Below are 14,759 nucleotides of genomic sequence, written 5' to 3' on the forward strand. Positions count from 1 at the left end.
GGTCTAATGTCTGTAAATTATTGAAGATAAGTGGGGGATATGTTAAAATAAGAAGAACACTTTAGGAAAGGCGAACAATTATGACGAAGGAACTGATTTATTCAGGAAAGGCCAAAGACCTTTATACAACTGAGGATGACGATGTTATTTTATCTGTCTACAAAGACCAAGCGACTGCTTTTAATGGCGTGAAAAAGGAGCAAATCGCTGGTAAAGGCGTTCTCAACAATAAGATTTCATCTTTTATCTTTGAAAAATTGAATGCTGCTGGGGTTAAGACACACTTCATCAAGAAGGTTTCTGAGACGGAACAATTGAATCAGAAGGTTACGATTATTCCATTAGAGGTTGTTTTACGTAATTACACGGCTGGTTCGTTTTCTAAACGTTTTGGTGTGGCAGAAGGTATCGCTTTGCCAGAGCCAATTGTTGAGTTTTATTACAAAAACGATGATTTGGACGACCCTTTTATCAATGATGAGCATGTCAAATTTTTAGATATTGCTAATGATGCTCAAATTGCCTACCTAAAAGAAGAAACCCGTCGCATCAATGCTCTCTTGGTGGATTGGTTCCAACAAATTGGCTTGAAACTGATTGATTTCAAGCTAGAATTTGGTTTTGATAAAGACGGCAATATTATCCTGGCAGATGAGTTTTCACCAGATAATTGCCGCTTGTGGGATGCCCAAGGACATCATATGGATAAGGATGTCTTCCGACGTGGTTTGGGAGAATTAACAGATGTCTATGAAGTCGTCTGGCAGAAATTGCAAGCATTAAAGTAAGCAGACCGTTAACTGGCTGAGTGTGAGTTCTAGGACATAAAGGAAGGAAATGAAATAGCCGTAAGACAGATGGGTGCTGTTGTCTAAAAGAGAGAGGCAATAGGCCTACTGTTTGCTATGACTGGGGATTTGATATATGGATAAACGTATTTTTGTAGAGAAGAAAGCAGATTTTGGAGTTAAGGCTCAGAGCTTGCTGGAAGAATTACGCCATAATTTACAATTGAAAACTTTGAAGAATGTGCGTGTTGTGCAAGTTTATGATATCTTTGATTTGGAAGACCACTTGCTTTCTCGGGCACAAGAACGCATTTTTTCAGAACCTGTGACGGATGTCTTGCTGACTGAGGCTGACATCAAGGCTACCTTGGCTCAGTCTGCCTTTTTTGCCATTGAAAGTTTGCCTGGTCAGTTTGATCAACGCGCAGCAAGTGCACAAGAAGCCCTTCTCTTGTTGGGAAGTCAGGGACAAGCAAGTGTTAATACCGCGCAATTGTATCTGGTTAACAAGGATATTGACTCTGTCGAGTTAGAGGCCGTTAAAAATTACTTGCTCAACCCTGTGGATTCGCGTTTTAAAGACATCACTGTTGGGATTGCCAAGCAAGATTTTTCTGAGTCTGATAAGACTATTCCAAACTTGGACTTCTTTGAAGGCTATACGGCAGAAGATTTTGCACAGTACAAGGCAGAGCAAGGATTGGCCATGGAAGTGGATGACCTGCTCTTTATTCAAGATTACTTCAAATCGCTTGGACGTGTGCCAACTGAGACGGAATTGAAGGTTTTGGATACTTACTGGTCTGACCACTGCCGTCACACAACCTTTGAGACGGAGTTGAAAAACATCGACTTCTCAGCTTCTAAATTTGAAAAACAATTGCAGGCGACTTATGACAAGTATATTGCCATGCGTGATGAGTTGGGACGTACGGAAAAACCGCAAACCTTGATGGATATGGCGACTATTTTTGGGCGTTATGAGCGTGCCAATGGGCGTTTGGATGACATGGAAGTGTCTGATGAAATCAATGCCTGCTCAGTTGAGATTGAAGTGGATGTCAATGGGGTCAAAGAACCATGGCTCCTCATGTTCAAGAATGAAACCCACAACCACCCAACAGAGATTGAACCATTTGGTGGTGCGGCTACCTGTATCGGTGGTGCCATTCGTGACCCATTGTCAGGGCGTTCCTACGTTTACCAAGCCATGCGTATCTCAGGTGCAGGCGATATTACAGCTCCGATTGCTGAAACTCGTGCGGGTAAATTGCCCCAACAAGTGATTTCAAAAACCGCAGCTCACGGTTATTCTTCCTACGGGAACCAAATTGGTTTGGCAACAACTTATGTTCGTGAATACTTCCACCCAGGCTTTGTGGCCAAACGGATGGAGCTAGGTGCCGTTGTCGGTGCAGCGCCTAAGGAAAATGTGGTCCGTGAGAAACCTGAAGCTGGTGACGTGATTATCTTGCTCGGTGGGAAGACTGGACGTGACGGTGTCGGTGGGGCGACAGGTTCATCTAAAGTTCAAACGGTTGAGTCTGTGGAAACAGCTGGTGCCGAGGTTCAAAAAGGAAACGCCATCGAAGAACGTAAGATTCAACGTCTTTTCCGCAATGGGGATGTGACCCGTCTCATCAAGAAATCCAATGACTTTGGTGCCGGTGGTGTCTGTGTGGCGATTGGGGAATTAGCCGACGGTCTTGAAATTGATTTGGACAAAGTGCCTCTGAAATACCAAGGCTTGAACGGTACCGAGATTGCCATCTCTGAATCACAAGAACGGATGGCGGTTGTCGTTCGTCCTGAAGATGTGGACGCTTTCGTTAAGGCTTGTCACAAAGAAAACCTTGATGCAGTTGTAGTGGCAACGGTTACTGAAAAACCAAATCTTGTCATGCACTGGAATGGGGAAACCATCGTTGATTTGGAACGTTCTTTCCTGGATACTAACGGTGTGCGTGTCGTGGTAGATGCCAAGGTGGTTGACAAGGCTGTCAAGCTCCCAGAAGAACGCCAAACATCTGCTGAAACCCTTGAAGCGGATACGCTTGAAGTCTTGGCTGACCTTAACCATGCCAGTCAAAAAGGCTTGCAAACCATCTTTGATAGTTCCGTTGGTCGGTCAACGGTCAACTCTCCACTTGGTGGGCGCTACCAAATCACGCCTACGGAAGCCTCTGTTCAAAAACTACCCGTTCAACATGGCGTAACAACAACGGCTTCTGTCATGGCGCAAGGATTCAACCCTTACATTGCTGAATGGTCTCCCTATCACGGGGCAGCCTATGCCGTCATCGAAGCAACCGCTCGTTTGGTGGCTGCAGGGGCAAACTGGTCGAAAGCACGTTTTTCTTACCAAGAGTATTTTGAACGCATGGACAAACAAGCAGAACGTTTTGGCCAACCGGTATCGGCTCTTCTTGGTTCCATTGAAGCGCAAATTCAACTTGGTTTGCCATCTATCGGTGGGAAGGACTCCATGTCTGGTACCTTCGAAGAATTAACCGTACCACCAACCTTGGTTGCTTTTGGTGTGACAACAGCTGATAGCCGTAAGGTTCTTTCCCCTGAATTTAAAGCAGTGGGTGAAAATATCTACTATATCCCAGGTCAAGCCCTTTCCCAAGAGATTGACTTTGACTTGATTAAGAAAAATTTTGCTCAGTTTGAAGCCATCCAAGCGGACTACCAAGTAACCTCTGCTTCAGCAGTCAAATATGGTGGTGTCCTTGAAGCGCTTGCTCTGGCAACCTTTGGGAACCATATCGGTGCTACAGTGGACTTGGCTAATCTTGAAAGTGCTTTGACCGCTCAATTGGGTGGCTTTGTCTTCACATCTGCTGAAGACATTGCAGGTGTTGAGAAAATCGGTCAAACAAGTGCTGACTTTACACTCACTGTCAATGGTGTAAGGCTTGATGGACACAAACTTGACAGGGCCTTCCAAGGGAAATTGGAAGAGGTTTACCCAACCGAATTTGTCCAAGCGACTGAGTTGGAAGACCTACCTGCTGTGGCCTCAGAAACAGTCATCAAAGCCAAAGAAACCATTGAGACACCAGTGGTTTACATCCCAGTATTCCCTGGAACAAACTCTGAGTACGATTCTGCTAAGGCCTTTGAAAAAGAAGGTGCGAACGTCAACTTGGTGCCATTTGTGACGCTTAACGAAGAGGCTATCGTCAAGTCTGTTGACACCATGGTTGACCATATCGAAAAAGCTAACATCATCTTCTTTGCTGGAGGATTCTCAGCAGCGGATGAGCCCGATGGATCTGCGAAATTTATCGTGAACATCTTGCTCAATGAAAAAGTACGTGCAGCCATTGATGCCTTCATCGCGCGTGGTGGCCTGATCATTGGTATCTGTAACGGATTCCAAGCCCTTGTTAAATCAGGTCTTCTCCCATATGGTAACTTTGAAGACGCTAGCAGTACCAGTCCAACTCTCTTTTATAATGATGCCAACCAACACGTGGCCAAGATGGTGGAAACACGCATTGCTAACACCAACTCACCATGGCTTGCTGGAGTAGCAGTTGGTGACATCCATGCCATTCCAGTTTCTCACGGGGAAGGGAAGTTTGTTGTAACGGCTGAAGAGTTTGCAGAGCTTCGTGACAATGGTCAAATCTTTAGCCAATATGTGGACTTTGACGGCCAACCAAGCATGGATTCCAAGTACAATCCAAATGGTTCAGTTAATGCCATCGAAGGAATCACCAGCAAGAACGGTCAAATCATTGGGAAGATGGGTCATTCCGAACGTTTCGAAGACGGACTCTTCCAAAATATTCCTGGCAAGAAAGACCAAGGTCTCTTTGCATCAGCCGTTAAGTACTTTACTGGGAAATAATTTTCTTCTCTCTACTCGACACTTGCAGAGAGGACAAAAAGACTGTTGCTAGAGTTGCTTGCCAAGCTCTTCATCGCTTGGATGGTCTAGCGGACGCGTAACAGGTATTTTCCATCTTAGCAGTGGTCCACTAGGACTTGGGCATGTTGAGAGATAGCAGGCATGTAAGCCAGGATATGATGGCTGTCATACGTGCTTTTTGAGGAAAATATCACAAATAAAAGGTATAGAAAATGACATACGAAGTGAAATCTCTTAATGAAGAATGTGGGATTTTTGGGATTTGGGGACATCCCCAAGCCTCACAAGTTACCTATTTTGGACTTCATAGCTTACAGCACCGTGGTCAAGAAGGGGCAGGTATTCTTTCAAATGATCAGGGGCAACTGAAACGCCACCGTGATTTGGGGCTTTTGTCTGAAGTCTTTAAAAATCCTGCGGATTTAGATGGCTTGACAGGAGAGGCTGCTATTGGGCATGTACGCTATGCGACAGCTGGAAATGCCTCAATCAATAATGTTCAACCTTTCTTGTTTGAGTTTTATGACATGCAGATGGGCTTGGCGCATAATGGCAATTTGACAAATGCTGAGACTCTTAAACGAGAGTTGGAAAAAGAGGGAGCCATTTTTTCAAGTTCATCGGATACTGAAATTTTGATGCACCTGATTCGCCATAGCAAAAAAGAGCACTTTGAGGATAAACTCAAAGAGGCGCTCAATACGGTTAAGGGTGGTTTTGCCTACCTCGTCATGACGGAAGACAAACTCTACGCCGCTTTGGACCCCAATGGTTTTCGTCCCTTGTCCATTGGACGCATGAAAAATGGCGCTTGGGTCGTTTCTAGCGAGACCTGTGCTTTTGAAGTGGTTGGCGCTGAGTGGGTCCGTGATGTCAAACCAGGAGAGTTGGTCATTATCGACCAAGATGGCGTGACCTATGACAGCTACACCAATGACACCCAGCTGGCTATTTGTTCGATGGAATATGTCTATTTTGCACGGCCTGACTCTGTTATTCACGGGGTAAATGTTCACACAGCTCGTAAAAACACAGGTCGTATCCTTGCCCAAAACTTCCCGTTTGAGGCGGATATCGTCGTTGGTGTGCCCAATTCGTCTTTGTCAGCGGCCTCAGGCTTCTCAGAAGAGTCCGGTTTGCCAAACGAGATGGGCTTGATTAAAAACCAATACATTCAGCGAACCTTTATCCAGCCGACGCAGGAACTACGTGAGCAAGGTGTCCGCATGAAGCTGTCCGCTGTTTCAAGCATCGTCAAGGGCAAGCGCGTGGTAATGGTAGATGATTCTATTGTGCGTGGAACGACTTCCAGACGTATTGTGCAATTGTTGCGAGAAGCGGGTGCGGCTGAGGTTCATGTGGCCATTGCGAGTCCACCGTTGAAGTACCCTTGCTTTTATGGTATCGATATTCAAAGCCGTCGGGAGTTGATTGCGGCCAACCATACGGTTGAAGAAACTCGCGAAATCATAGGTGCAGATAGTTTGACTTACTTGTCGATTGAGGGCTTGATTCAGTCTGTTGGTCTCGAAACGGATGCGCCAAATGGGGGTCTTTGTGTGGCCTATTTTGACGGAGATTATCCAACACCACTTTACGACTACGAGGAACGCTATCTACAAAGTCTAAAAGAAAAAACGAGCTTTTACTAGGAGGATTTATGAAATTTTCCATTCAAGCGTCTAATGTCGCTAAAAAGAAAGACTTCACCTACGAATTTAGTTTGTCCGATGCCGTTATTATTGCAACGACAGTGACCTTAGTGGGTTCCATTGCTTTGGTGAAAATTGCGAAAGATTATAAACCTCTCCTGAAAAGAGGATAGGTGTCTAAAAGAAGGAAATAAATATGACTGAAAATAAAAATGCATACGCTCCACGTCTCACTACTGACTAAAAGCTAAAGCATTTGTCAGTAGACGCTTTGTCCTATGGGACCAAAGCTAGAGACCTGACTAGTATTTTTAGATAAAAAGATGGTTTATCTAAAAATACGTCGCACTCTTTCTCAAAAAAGAAAAGGATTAAAAAATGACAAATAAAAATGCATACGCGCAGTCTGGCGTAGATGTTGAAGCAGGCTATGAAGTGGTTGAACGAATCAAAAAACACGTGGCGCGTACGGAGCGTGCCGGTGTTATGGGAGCTCTTGGTGGCTTCGGTGGGATGTTTGACCTGTCAAAAACAGGTGTCAAAGAGCCTGTTCTGATTTCAGGGACAGATGGTGTTGGGACCAAGCTCATGTTGGCCATCAAGTATGACAAACACGACACCATCGGTCAGGACTGTGTGGCCATGTGTGTTAACGACATCATCGCTGCAGGTGCAGAACCCCTTTACTTCCTGGACTACGTCGCAACTGGTAAAAACGAACCAGCTAAACTGGAGCAAGTCGTGGCTGGTGTGGCTGAAGGCTGTGTGCAAGCTGGTGCTGCCCTTATCGGTGGGGAAACAGCTGAAATGCCTGGTATGTATGGCGAAGACGACTATGATTTGGCGGGATTTGCAGTCGGTGTGGCTGAAAAATCTCAAATCATCGACGGTTCAAAGGTGGCAGCAGGCGATGTCCTTCTTGGACTGGCTTCCAGCGGGATCCACTCCAATGGGTACTCCCTCGTCCGTCGTGTCTTTGCTGACTACACAGGTGAGGAAGTCTTGCCAGAACTGGAAGGCAAAAAACTCAAGGAAGTTCTCCTAGAACCAACGCGGATCTATGTTAAGGCAGTGTTGCCACTCATCAAAGAAGAATTGGTCAACGGAATCGCCCACATCACTGGTGGTGGTTTTATCGAAAACATTCCTCGTATGTTTGCAGATGACTTGGCTGCGGAAATCGACGAAAGCCAAGTACCTGTTCTTCCTATTTTCAAAGCCCTTGAAAAATATGGGGAAATCAAACATGAAGAAATGTTTGAAATCTTCAACATGGGGATTGGACTCGTGCTGGCAGTGAAACCTGAACATGTGGAACGTGTCAAAGCCTTGCTGGATGAACCTGTCTATGAAATCGGTCAGATTGTGAAAAAAGAAAATGAAAGTGTCATCATTAAATAAAAAAATCGCTGTCTTTGCCTCTGGTAACGGCTCCAACTTCCAAGTGATTGCAGAACAATTTCCCGTGGCGTTTGTCTTTTCAGATCATCGTGATGCCTATGTGCTTGAACGTGCTGACCGTCTAGGTGTGCCTGCTTATGCCTTTGAGCTTAAGGAGTTTGAGAACAAAGTTGCCTATGAAAAAGCCATCGTTAAACTCTTGGACGAGCACCAAATCGACTTGGTTTGTTTGGCGGGCTACATGAAAATTGTCGGCCCAACCTTGCTAGCAGCTTATGAAGGCCGTATCATCAATATTCATCCAGCCTATCTGCCGGAATTCCCAGGTGCCCACGGTATTGAGGACGCTTGGGAGGCAGGTGTTGCCCAATCTGGCGTGACCATTCACTGGGTGGACTCCGGAGTGGATACCGGCAAGGTCATCAAACAAGTCCGTGTCCCACGACTGGCAAAGGATAGCCTCGATACCTTTGAAACCCGCATCCATGAAGCAGAGTACCAACTCTATCCAGAAGTGTTGGATGGATTAGGGGTTGCGAGAAAATGAAAAAATGGCTAGAATGGCCAGCACTAGCTATCTTGGTAATCCTGTTAAGAACCCTTGTCAGTCTCACTGTCCCGGATTTTCCCTATTGGGCACGGTTTTTATTGACAATTGTTCTGGGAGTTGTAGTGATTGTTTCTATTCACCTCGTCAGTAAGAAATGGAATAGACCTAGCTAATTTGAAAATGAAAGGAATTAAAGCCGTCAGGAAGGTTCGAAAAATAGGAAAATAATCCTTAGACGTAAGTGTCTTTGATAGGTTTCTTGTTTTTCATCCCCCTTCTCGTCGGACTTGGTATCTTAATTATGACTAAACGTGCACTGATTAGTGTTTCAGACAAAGCGGGCATTGTTGAATTTGCTCAAGAACTAAAAAAACTCGGTTGGGACATTATCTCGACAGGTGGGACCAAGGTTGCCCTTGACAAGGCTGGGGTTGACACCATTGCCATCGATGATGTGACTGGTTTTCCAGAAATGATGGACGGTCGTGTCAAGACTCTCCACCCAAAGATCCACGGTGGTCTCCTTGCTCGTCGTGACCTTGATAGCCACCTAGAGGCTGCCAAGGACAATAATATCGAACTTATCGACCTTGTTGTGGTTAACCTCTACCCCTTCAAGGAAACCATCCTTAAACTAGACGTGACCTATGCGGATGCGGTTGAAAATATCGACATTGGTGGTCCATCCATGCTTCGTTCTGCTGCGAAGAACCACGCTAGCGTGACAGTTGTAGTTGACCCAGCAGACTATGCTGTTGTTCTTGACGAATTGGCAGCCAACGGCGAAACGACTTACGAAACCCGTCAACGCTTGGCAGCAAAAGTATACCGTCACACAGCTTCATACGACGCTTTGATTGCGGAATACTTCACCGCACAGGTGGGGGAAAGCAAGCCTGAAAAACTCACCTTGACCTATGACCTCAAGCAAGCCATGCGTTATGGGGAAAACCCTCAACAGGATGCGGACTTCTACCAAAAAGGCTTGCCAACGGACTACTCTATCGCGGCTGCCAAGCAGCTGAATGGTAAAGAATTGTCCTTCAACAACATCCGTGACGCTGATGCGGCTATCCGGATCATCCGTGACTTCAAGGAACGCCCAACCGTTGTGGCTCTCAAACACATGAACCCATGTGGAATTGGTCAAGCCGACGACATCGAAACGGCTTGGGACTATGCTTATGAAGCTGACCCAGTCTCCATCTTTGGTGGAATTGTCGTTCTCAACCGTGAAGTGGACGCTGCGACAGCCCAAAAAATGCACGGGGTCTTCCTTGAAATCATCATCGCACCAAGCTATACAGATGAAGCGCTTGAAATCTTGACAACCAAGAAGAAAAACTTGCGGATTCTTGCCTTGCCATTTGACGCGCAAGAGGCCAGTGAAGTGGAAGCAGAATACACGGGTGTTGTTGGTGGACTTCTGGTTCAAAACCAAGACGTGGTCAAAGAAAGTCCAGCGGACTGGCAAGTGGTGACCAAACGTCAACCAACTGAGACAGAAGCGACAGCCCTTGAGTTTGCTTGGAAAGCTATTAAGTACGTCAAGTCAAACGGGATCATTGTGACCAACGACCACATGACCCTTGGTGTCGGACCAGGTCAAACCAATCGTGTGGCTTCAGTCCGCATTGCCATTGACCAAGCCAAAGACCGTTTGGACGGGGCTGTCCTTGCTTCCGATGCCTTCTTCCCATTTGCGGATAACGTGGAAGAAATCGCCAAGGCAGGGATTAAAGCCATCATCCAACCCGGTGGCTCCGTGCGTGACCAAGAGTCTATCGAAGCGGCAGACAAGTATGGCTTGACCATGATTTTCACTGGTGTACGCCACTTTAGACATTAAGAAAAAAGTCAATTTCTGGCAGTCTGAGGACTGGCTGAGATTGGCTTTTTTAGCGAAAAAAATAAAAAATAATTTTCATGTCATAAAACGTTACATTTATTGTTGACAAGGCTATTTAATCACGTTATACTAGGGGAGAAAGGAGCTTGCCATGAAGGAAAAGGAACTACGTCGATCGCTTGCAGTCTTTACGATTGGCTCAGTTATGAAGTTGACAGATTTGACAGCGCGTCAAATTCGTTACTATGAAGAGCAAGGTTTGGTTTTTCCAGAACGAACCCAAGGAAATCGGCGTCTGTATTCTTTGAATGATATGGATCGGCTCCTAGAAATCAAGGACTTTATTGCTGATGGCAAAAAGATGTCAGCTATTCGGGCGATTTATGCCAGTCGGAAACAGAAAGAACACAATATTTCTGATGAAGAGCTAAGACATCGTTTACGTCAGGAGATGAGCCAACAAGCTGGCTTTACCAGTCCTTCCGCAACCCACTTTGGTAATCTACGCTTCTAATTTCCAATTCGTAGATAGAGATTTTAAGGAGATCTTAACATTATGGCTATCACAGCAGAAGACATTCGTCGCGAAGTGAAAGAAAAAAATGTCACATTCTTACGTTTGATGTTCTCAGACATCGCAGGTTCCCTCAAAAACGTTGAAATTCCTGCGACAGATGAGCAGTTGGATAAGGTTTTGAGCAACAAAGCCATGTTCGATGGGTCTTCTATCGAAGGGTTTGTCCGGATTAATGAATCTGACATGTACCTCTACCCTGACCTTGACACTTGGATTGTCTTCCCTTGGGGGGATGAAAATGGCGCAGTAGCTGGTCTGATTTGTGATATCTATACTGCCGAAGGGGAGCCTTTTGCAGGTGACCCACGCGGCAACCTGAAACGCGCTTTGAAACATATGGAAGAGGTTGGCTTTAAATCCTTTAACCTAGGACCTGAGCCAGAATTCTTCCTCTTCAAGCTCGATGAAGATGGTGAAACAACATTGGAAGTCAACGACCGTGGTGGCTACTTTGATTTGGCACCGACCGATTTGGCAGACAATACCCGTCGTGAAATTGTGAATGTCTTGACTCAGTTAGGCTTTGAAGTGGAAGCATCCCACCACGAGGTTGCGGTTGGACAACATGAGATTGACTTCAAATATGCGGATGTCTTAAAAGCATGTGATAACATCCAAATCTTTAAACTCGTTGTTAAGACCATTGCACGCAAACATAACTTGTATGCGACCTTCATGGCAAAACCAAAATTTGGTATCAATGGGTCTGGAATGCACTGTAACATGTCACTTTTTGACAAAGATGGCAACAACGCCTTCTTTGATCCAGAAGACCCACGTGGTATGCAACTGTCACAAAATGCTTACTACTTCTTGGGTGGTCTTATGGAGCATGCCTACAACTACACGGCTATCATGAACCCAACTGTAAACTCTTACAAACGTTTGGTCCCTGGTTATGAAGCACCTGTCTACATTGCATGGGCTGGTCGTAACCGTTCACCATTGATTCGCGTACCTGCTTCACGTGGAATGGGGACACGTTTGGAATTGCGGTCTGTTGACCCAACAGCGAACCCTTACCTGGCTTTAGCGGTTCTTTTGGAAGCGGGTCTTGACGGAATTGAAAATAAAATCGAAGCGCCAGAACCTGTGGAATCTAATATTTACGTTCTTAATGAAGCAGAACGTAAAGAGTACGGCATCAAAGACCTGCCATCAACACTGCACAATGCGGTTAAAGGGCTTTTGGAAGACGATGTTGTTAAGGAAGCCTTGGGTGACCACATCTTGACGAACTTCGTTGAAGCTAAGCGCATTGAGTGGGCATCTTATGCTGCCTTCGTTTCACAATGGGAAATTGATAACTACCTGCACCTATATTAAGCAAAGCAAGGGGCCTAAGGGCCCTTTTGCTATGAGTCAGTCGCTTGTGGGGATTTTCAAACGAGAAGCGCCTAGCGCGAGTAATATTTCAAATTACCCCTTGTCAATCCCATAAGACTGTGGTAAACTAGTACAGAATGTGGCGTATGCCCGAAAACTAAGAGGAGGTATTCCATGGCTAAAGTATGTTATTTTACTGGTCGTAAGACAAAAGCAGCTAATAACCGTTCACACGCAATGAACAAAACAAAACGTACCGTTAAACCAAATCTTCAAAAAGTTACGATTCTTGAAGACGGAAAACGTAAAAAGTTTGGGTTTCAGCTCGTGCCCTTAAATCAGGTAAAGTTGAGCGTGTCTAACCTAGATAAAAAAGAGTTTGGAAGTTATTCCGAACTCTTTTTTTGTGCCTAAACACGATCATCTTCTGACTGAAAAATGGCTTTAAATTGTCAAGCCTAATAAGATTATGATAAAATGGAGTGATTAAAGAATTTGAGGTTAGGAATATGACAGTAAAAATTAATACACAAGACGGTCAAATTGAACTGTCTGATGATGTCATTGCTACAGTTGTTGGGGGTGCTGCAACACAGATTTTTGGTGTTGTCGGTATGGCTAGCAAAAGCGCTGTAAAAGATAATATTCAAGCTCTCTTGCGTCGTGAAAATTACGCCAAGGGTGTCGTTGTGCGCGCCAGTGAAGAAGACGGTATCAGCGTTGATGTGTATACGGTGATGAGTTATGGCGTGAAGATTTCAGAAGTTTCAAAGAATATCCAAGAACGTGTGAAATTTAATCTAGAAAACCAATTGGGCATTGCAGCAGATACGGTCAATGTCTACGTACAAAATATTCGAGTGATGGGAGAAAAAGCGTGACAACAATTACTACAAGTCTCTTGCAGGAAATGGTTCAAGCGGCCGCAACACGCTTGAGCAGCCAGGCAGAGTATGTTAACTCGCTAAATGTCTTCCCTGTTCCAGATGGAGACACAGGGACTAACATGAGCATGACCATGGATAATGGGGCAAAGGAAGTTTCTCGCCAAGATGCTGCTACAGTTGGCGAAGTTGGACAAATCTTGTCCAAAGGGCTTTTAATGGGTGCCCGTGGGAACTCTGGAGTCATCACCTCTCAGCTCTTTCGTGGTTTTGGACAAAGCATCAAAGAAAAAACCGAGCTAGATGGTAAAGATTTGGCTCAGGCCTTCCAAGCAGGTGTAGAAGTTGCCTATAAAGCGGTGATGAAACCCGTAGAAGGGACCATTCTGACAGTTTCACGGGGGGCTGCAACAGCGGCTATCCATAAGTCTGAAACGAGTGATGATGCTGTTGCTGTTATGACGGCGGCCCTTGACGGTGCCAAAGCCGCCTTAGCTAAGACACCAGAAATGTTGCCGGTTTTAAAAGAGGTCGGCGTCGTGGACTCTGGTGGCCAAGGTTTGGTGTATATCTACGAAGGCTTCTTATCCGCTTTGACTGGCGAATACATTGCTTCAGATGATTTTCAAGCGACTCCCGCAACGATGACGGAAATGATTAATGCCGAACACCATAAGGCGGTCGCTGGACACGTGGCAACTGAAGATATCACCTTTGGTTATTGTACGGAAATTATGGTGTCTTTGGGACAAGGGCCTACAGTTGTTCAGGACTTTGACCACGACACTTTCCGCAACTACCTCAATAATCTGGGGGACTCGCTTTTAGTCGTCAATGATGATGAAATCGTCAAAGTCCACGTCCATACAGAAGATCCAGGCTTGGTTCTTCAAGAGGGACTCAAATACGGGTCTTTGGTCAAGGTCAAGGTAGATAACATGCGCAACCAGCATGAAGCTCAAGTTGAAAAAGAAGAACGCCTTGAGCCTCAGACGCAAGCGCCAAAACCTTATGGTGTTATTGCAGTAGTCGCTGGTCAGGGAATGGCTGATATTTTTGAGTCACAGGGTGTTGATTACGTGATTTCAGGTGGGCAAACCATGAATCCGTCAACCGAGGATGTGATTCGTGCCATCAATGCTGTCAATGCAGAGCAAGTTATCATTCTTCCAAATAACAAGAATATCTTTATGGCAGCCCAAGCCGCAGCAGAAGCCTCTGATATTCCAGCTGGAGTTGTGCCGACTAAAACCTTGCCACAGGGCTTGACCAGTCTTTTAGCCTTCAACCCAGAGGTAGATGTTCAAACAAACGTTGACGCGATGACTGCAGCACTAGATGACGTGGCTTCTGGCAGTGTCACACTGGCAGTTCGTGATACGACAATTGACGGTTTAGCTATCCACGAAGGTGACTTTTTAGGGATGGTTGATGGGAAAATTGTCATTTCAGCGACTGATTTGGAAGCCGTTCTCTTGACCAGCTTTGAGCGCATGATCACAGAAGACAGTGAGATTGCTGCTATCTATGTTGGTGAAGAAGGTGATCAGGCCTTTGCGAAAGCCATTGCACAAAAATTGGAAGAAGCGCATGAAGATTTAGAAGTTGAGATTCATTTGGGTGGTCAGCCAGTCTATCCTTATCTCATGAGCGTTGAATAAATAAAGGAGTCTGAGACAGTTGTCTCGGGCTTTTTGCATGGGCAAAAGGAAATTTGTCAAAAAAGGCGAAATTTTCTGACAATTCCCTTGACAATCTCCTTAAAAATGTTAGTATATGATGTACTGATGTGGTCGTTATCTATTCGGAAAATGCTTGCAAAATTTGCAGAAAATGATATCCTAGGGAT

11 protein-coding genes and 1 pseudogene are annotated in these 14,759 nt (G+C 45.3%); all 12 read left to right on the forward strand.

Annotated elements, in window-relative coordinates; translation table 11 throughout:
• Positions 1-80 precede the first annotated feature (80 nt).
• The 12 genes and pseudogenes from purC (at position 81) to STRDD12_RS07100 (ending at position 14,571) form a co-directional block, all read left to right on the forward strand.
• Entirely contained in the window at positions 81-788 is a 708-nt protein-coding gene (purC, locus tag STRDD12_RS07050) for a phosphoribosylaminoimidazolesuccinocarboxamide synthase (protein ID WP_066916612.1), read from the forward strand.
• Between the two features lie 136 nt (positions 789-924).
• Positions 925-4,650, forward strand: coding sequence for a phosphoribosylformylglycinamidine synthase (locus tag STRDD12_RS07055; protein WP_066916614.1), 3,726 nt, complete (start codon positions 925-927; stop codon positions 4,648-4,650).
• Between the two features lie 233 nt (positions 4,651-4,883).
• Positions 4,884-6,323 carry an amidophosphoribosyltransferase gene (purF, locus tag STRDD12_RS07060; RefSeq protein ID WP_066916616.1) on the forward strand — a complete coding sequence of 480 codons (1,440 nt, stop codon included), beginning with the start codon at positions 4,884-4,886 and terminating at the stop codon, positions 6,321-6,323.
• Positions 6,324-6,331: 8 nt separating this feature from the next.
• Positions 6,332-6,496: a hypothetical protein gene (locus tag STRDD12_RS08260; RefSeq protein ID WP_156471475.1), complete on the forward strand. Its 165-nt coding sequence runs from the start codon at positions 6,332-6,334 to the stop codon at positions 6,494-6,496.
• 205 nt (positions 6,497-6,701) lie between these two features.
• Positions 6,702-7,724, forward strand: a complete 1,023-nt coding sequence (gene purM / locus STRDD12_RS07065) for a phosphoribosylformylglycinamidine cyclo-ligase (protein WP_066916618.1) — start codon at positions 6,702-6,704, stop codon at positions 7,722-7,724.
• A complete protein-coding gene (gene purN / locus STRDD12_RS07070; RefSeq protein WP_231853458.1) occupies positions 7,708-8,271 on the forward strand; it encodes a phosphoribosylglycinamide formyltransferase in 564 nt (187 codons plus the stop codon). The genes purM and purN overlap by 17 nt, the downstream gene beginning before the upstream one ends.
• A gap of 304 nt (positions 8,272-8,575) precedes the next feature.
• A complete protein-coding gene (purH, locus tag STRDD12_RS07075) occupies positions 8,576-10,123 on the forward strand; it encodes a bifunctional phosphoribosylaminoimidazolecarboxamide formyltransferase/IMP cyclohydrolase (RefSeq protein WP_066916819.1) in 1,548 nt (515 codons plus the stop codon).
• A 151-nt stretch (positions 10,124-10,274) separates the two neighbouring features.
• A complete protein-coding gene (locus tag STRDD12_RS07080; protein WP_066916622.1) occupies positions 10,275-10,637 on the forward strand; it encodes a MerR family transcriptional regulator in 363 nt (120 codons plus the stop codon).
• Between the two features lie 42 nt (positions 10,638-10,679).
• Positions 10,680-12,026: a type I glutamate--ammonia ligase gene (glnA, locus tag STRDD12_RS07085; protein WP_066916624.1), complete on the forward strand. Its 1,347-nt coding sequence runs from the start codon at positions 10,680-10,682 to the stop codon at positions 12,024-12,026.
• Positions 12,027-12,200: 174 nt separating this feature from the next.
• Positions 12,201-12,388: pseudogene (gene rpmB, locus STRDD12_RS07090) on the forward strand (50S ribosomal protein L28).
• A gap of 147 nt (positions 12,389-12,535) precedes the next feature.
• On the forward strand, positions 12,536-12,907 hold the full coding sequence (locus tag STRDD12_RS07095) for an Asp23/Gls24 family envelope stress response protein (RefSeq protein WP_066916626.1): 372 nt from the start codon (positions 12,536-12,538) through the stop codon (positions 12,905-12,907).
• On the forward strand, positions 12,904-14,571 hold the full coding sequence (locus tag STRDD12_RS07100) for a DAK2 domain-containing protein (protein WP_066916627.1): 1,668 nt from the start codon (positions 12,904-12,906) through the stop codon (positions 14,569-14,571). The genes STRDD12_RS07095 and STRDD12_RS07100 overlap by 4 nt, the downstream gene beginning before the upstream one ends.
• The last annotated feature ends 188 nt before the right edge of the window (positions 14,572-14,759 follow it).

It is taken from the genome of Streptococcus sp. DD12 (assembly GCF_001578885.1).
Classification (GTDB): Bacteria; Bacillota; Bacilli; order Lactobacillales; family Streptococcaceae; genus Streptococcus.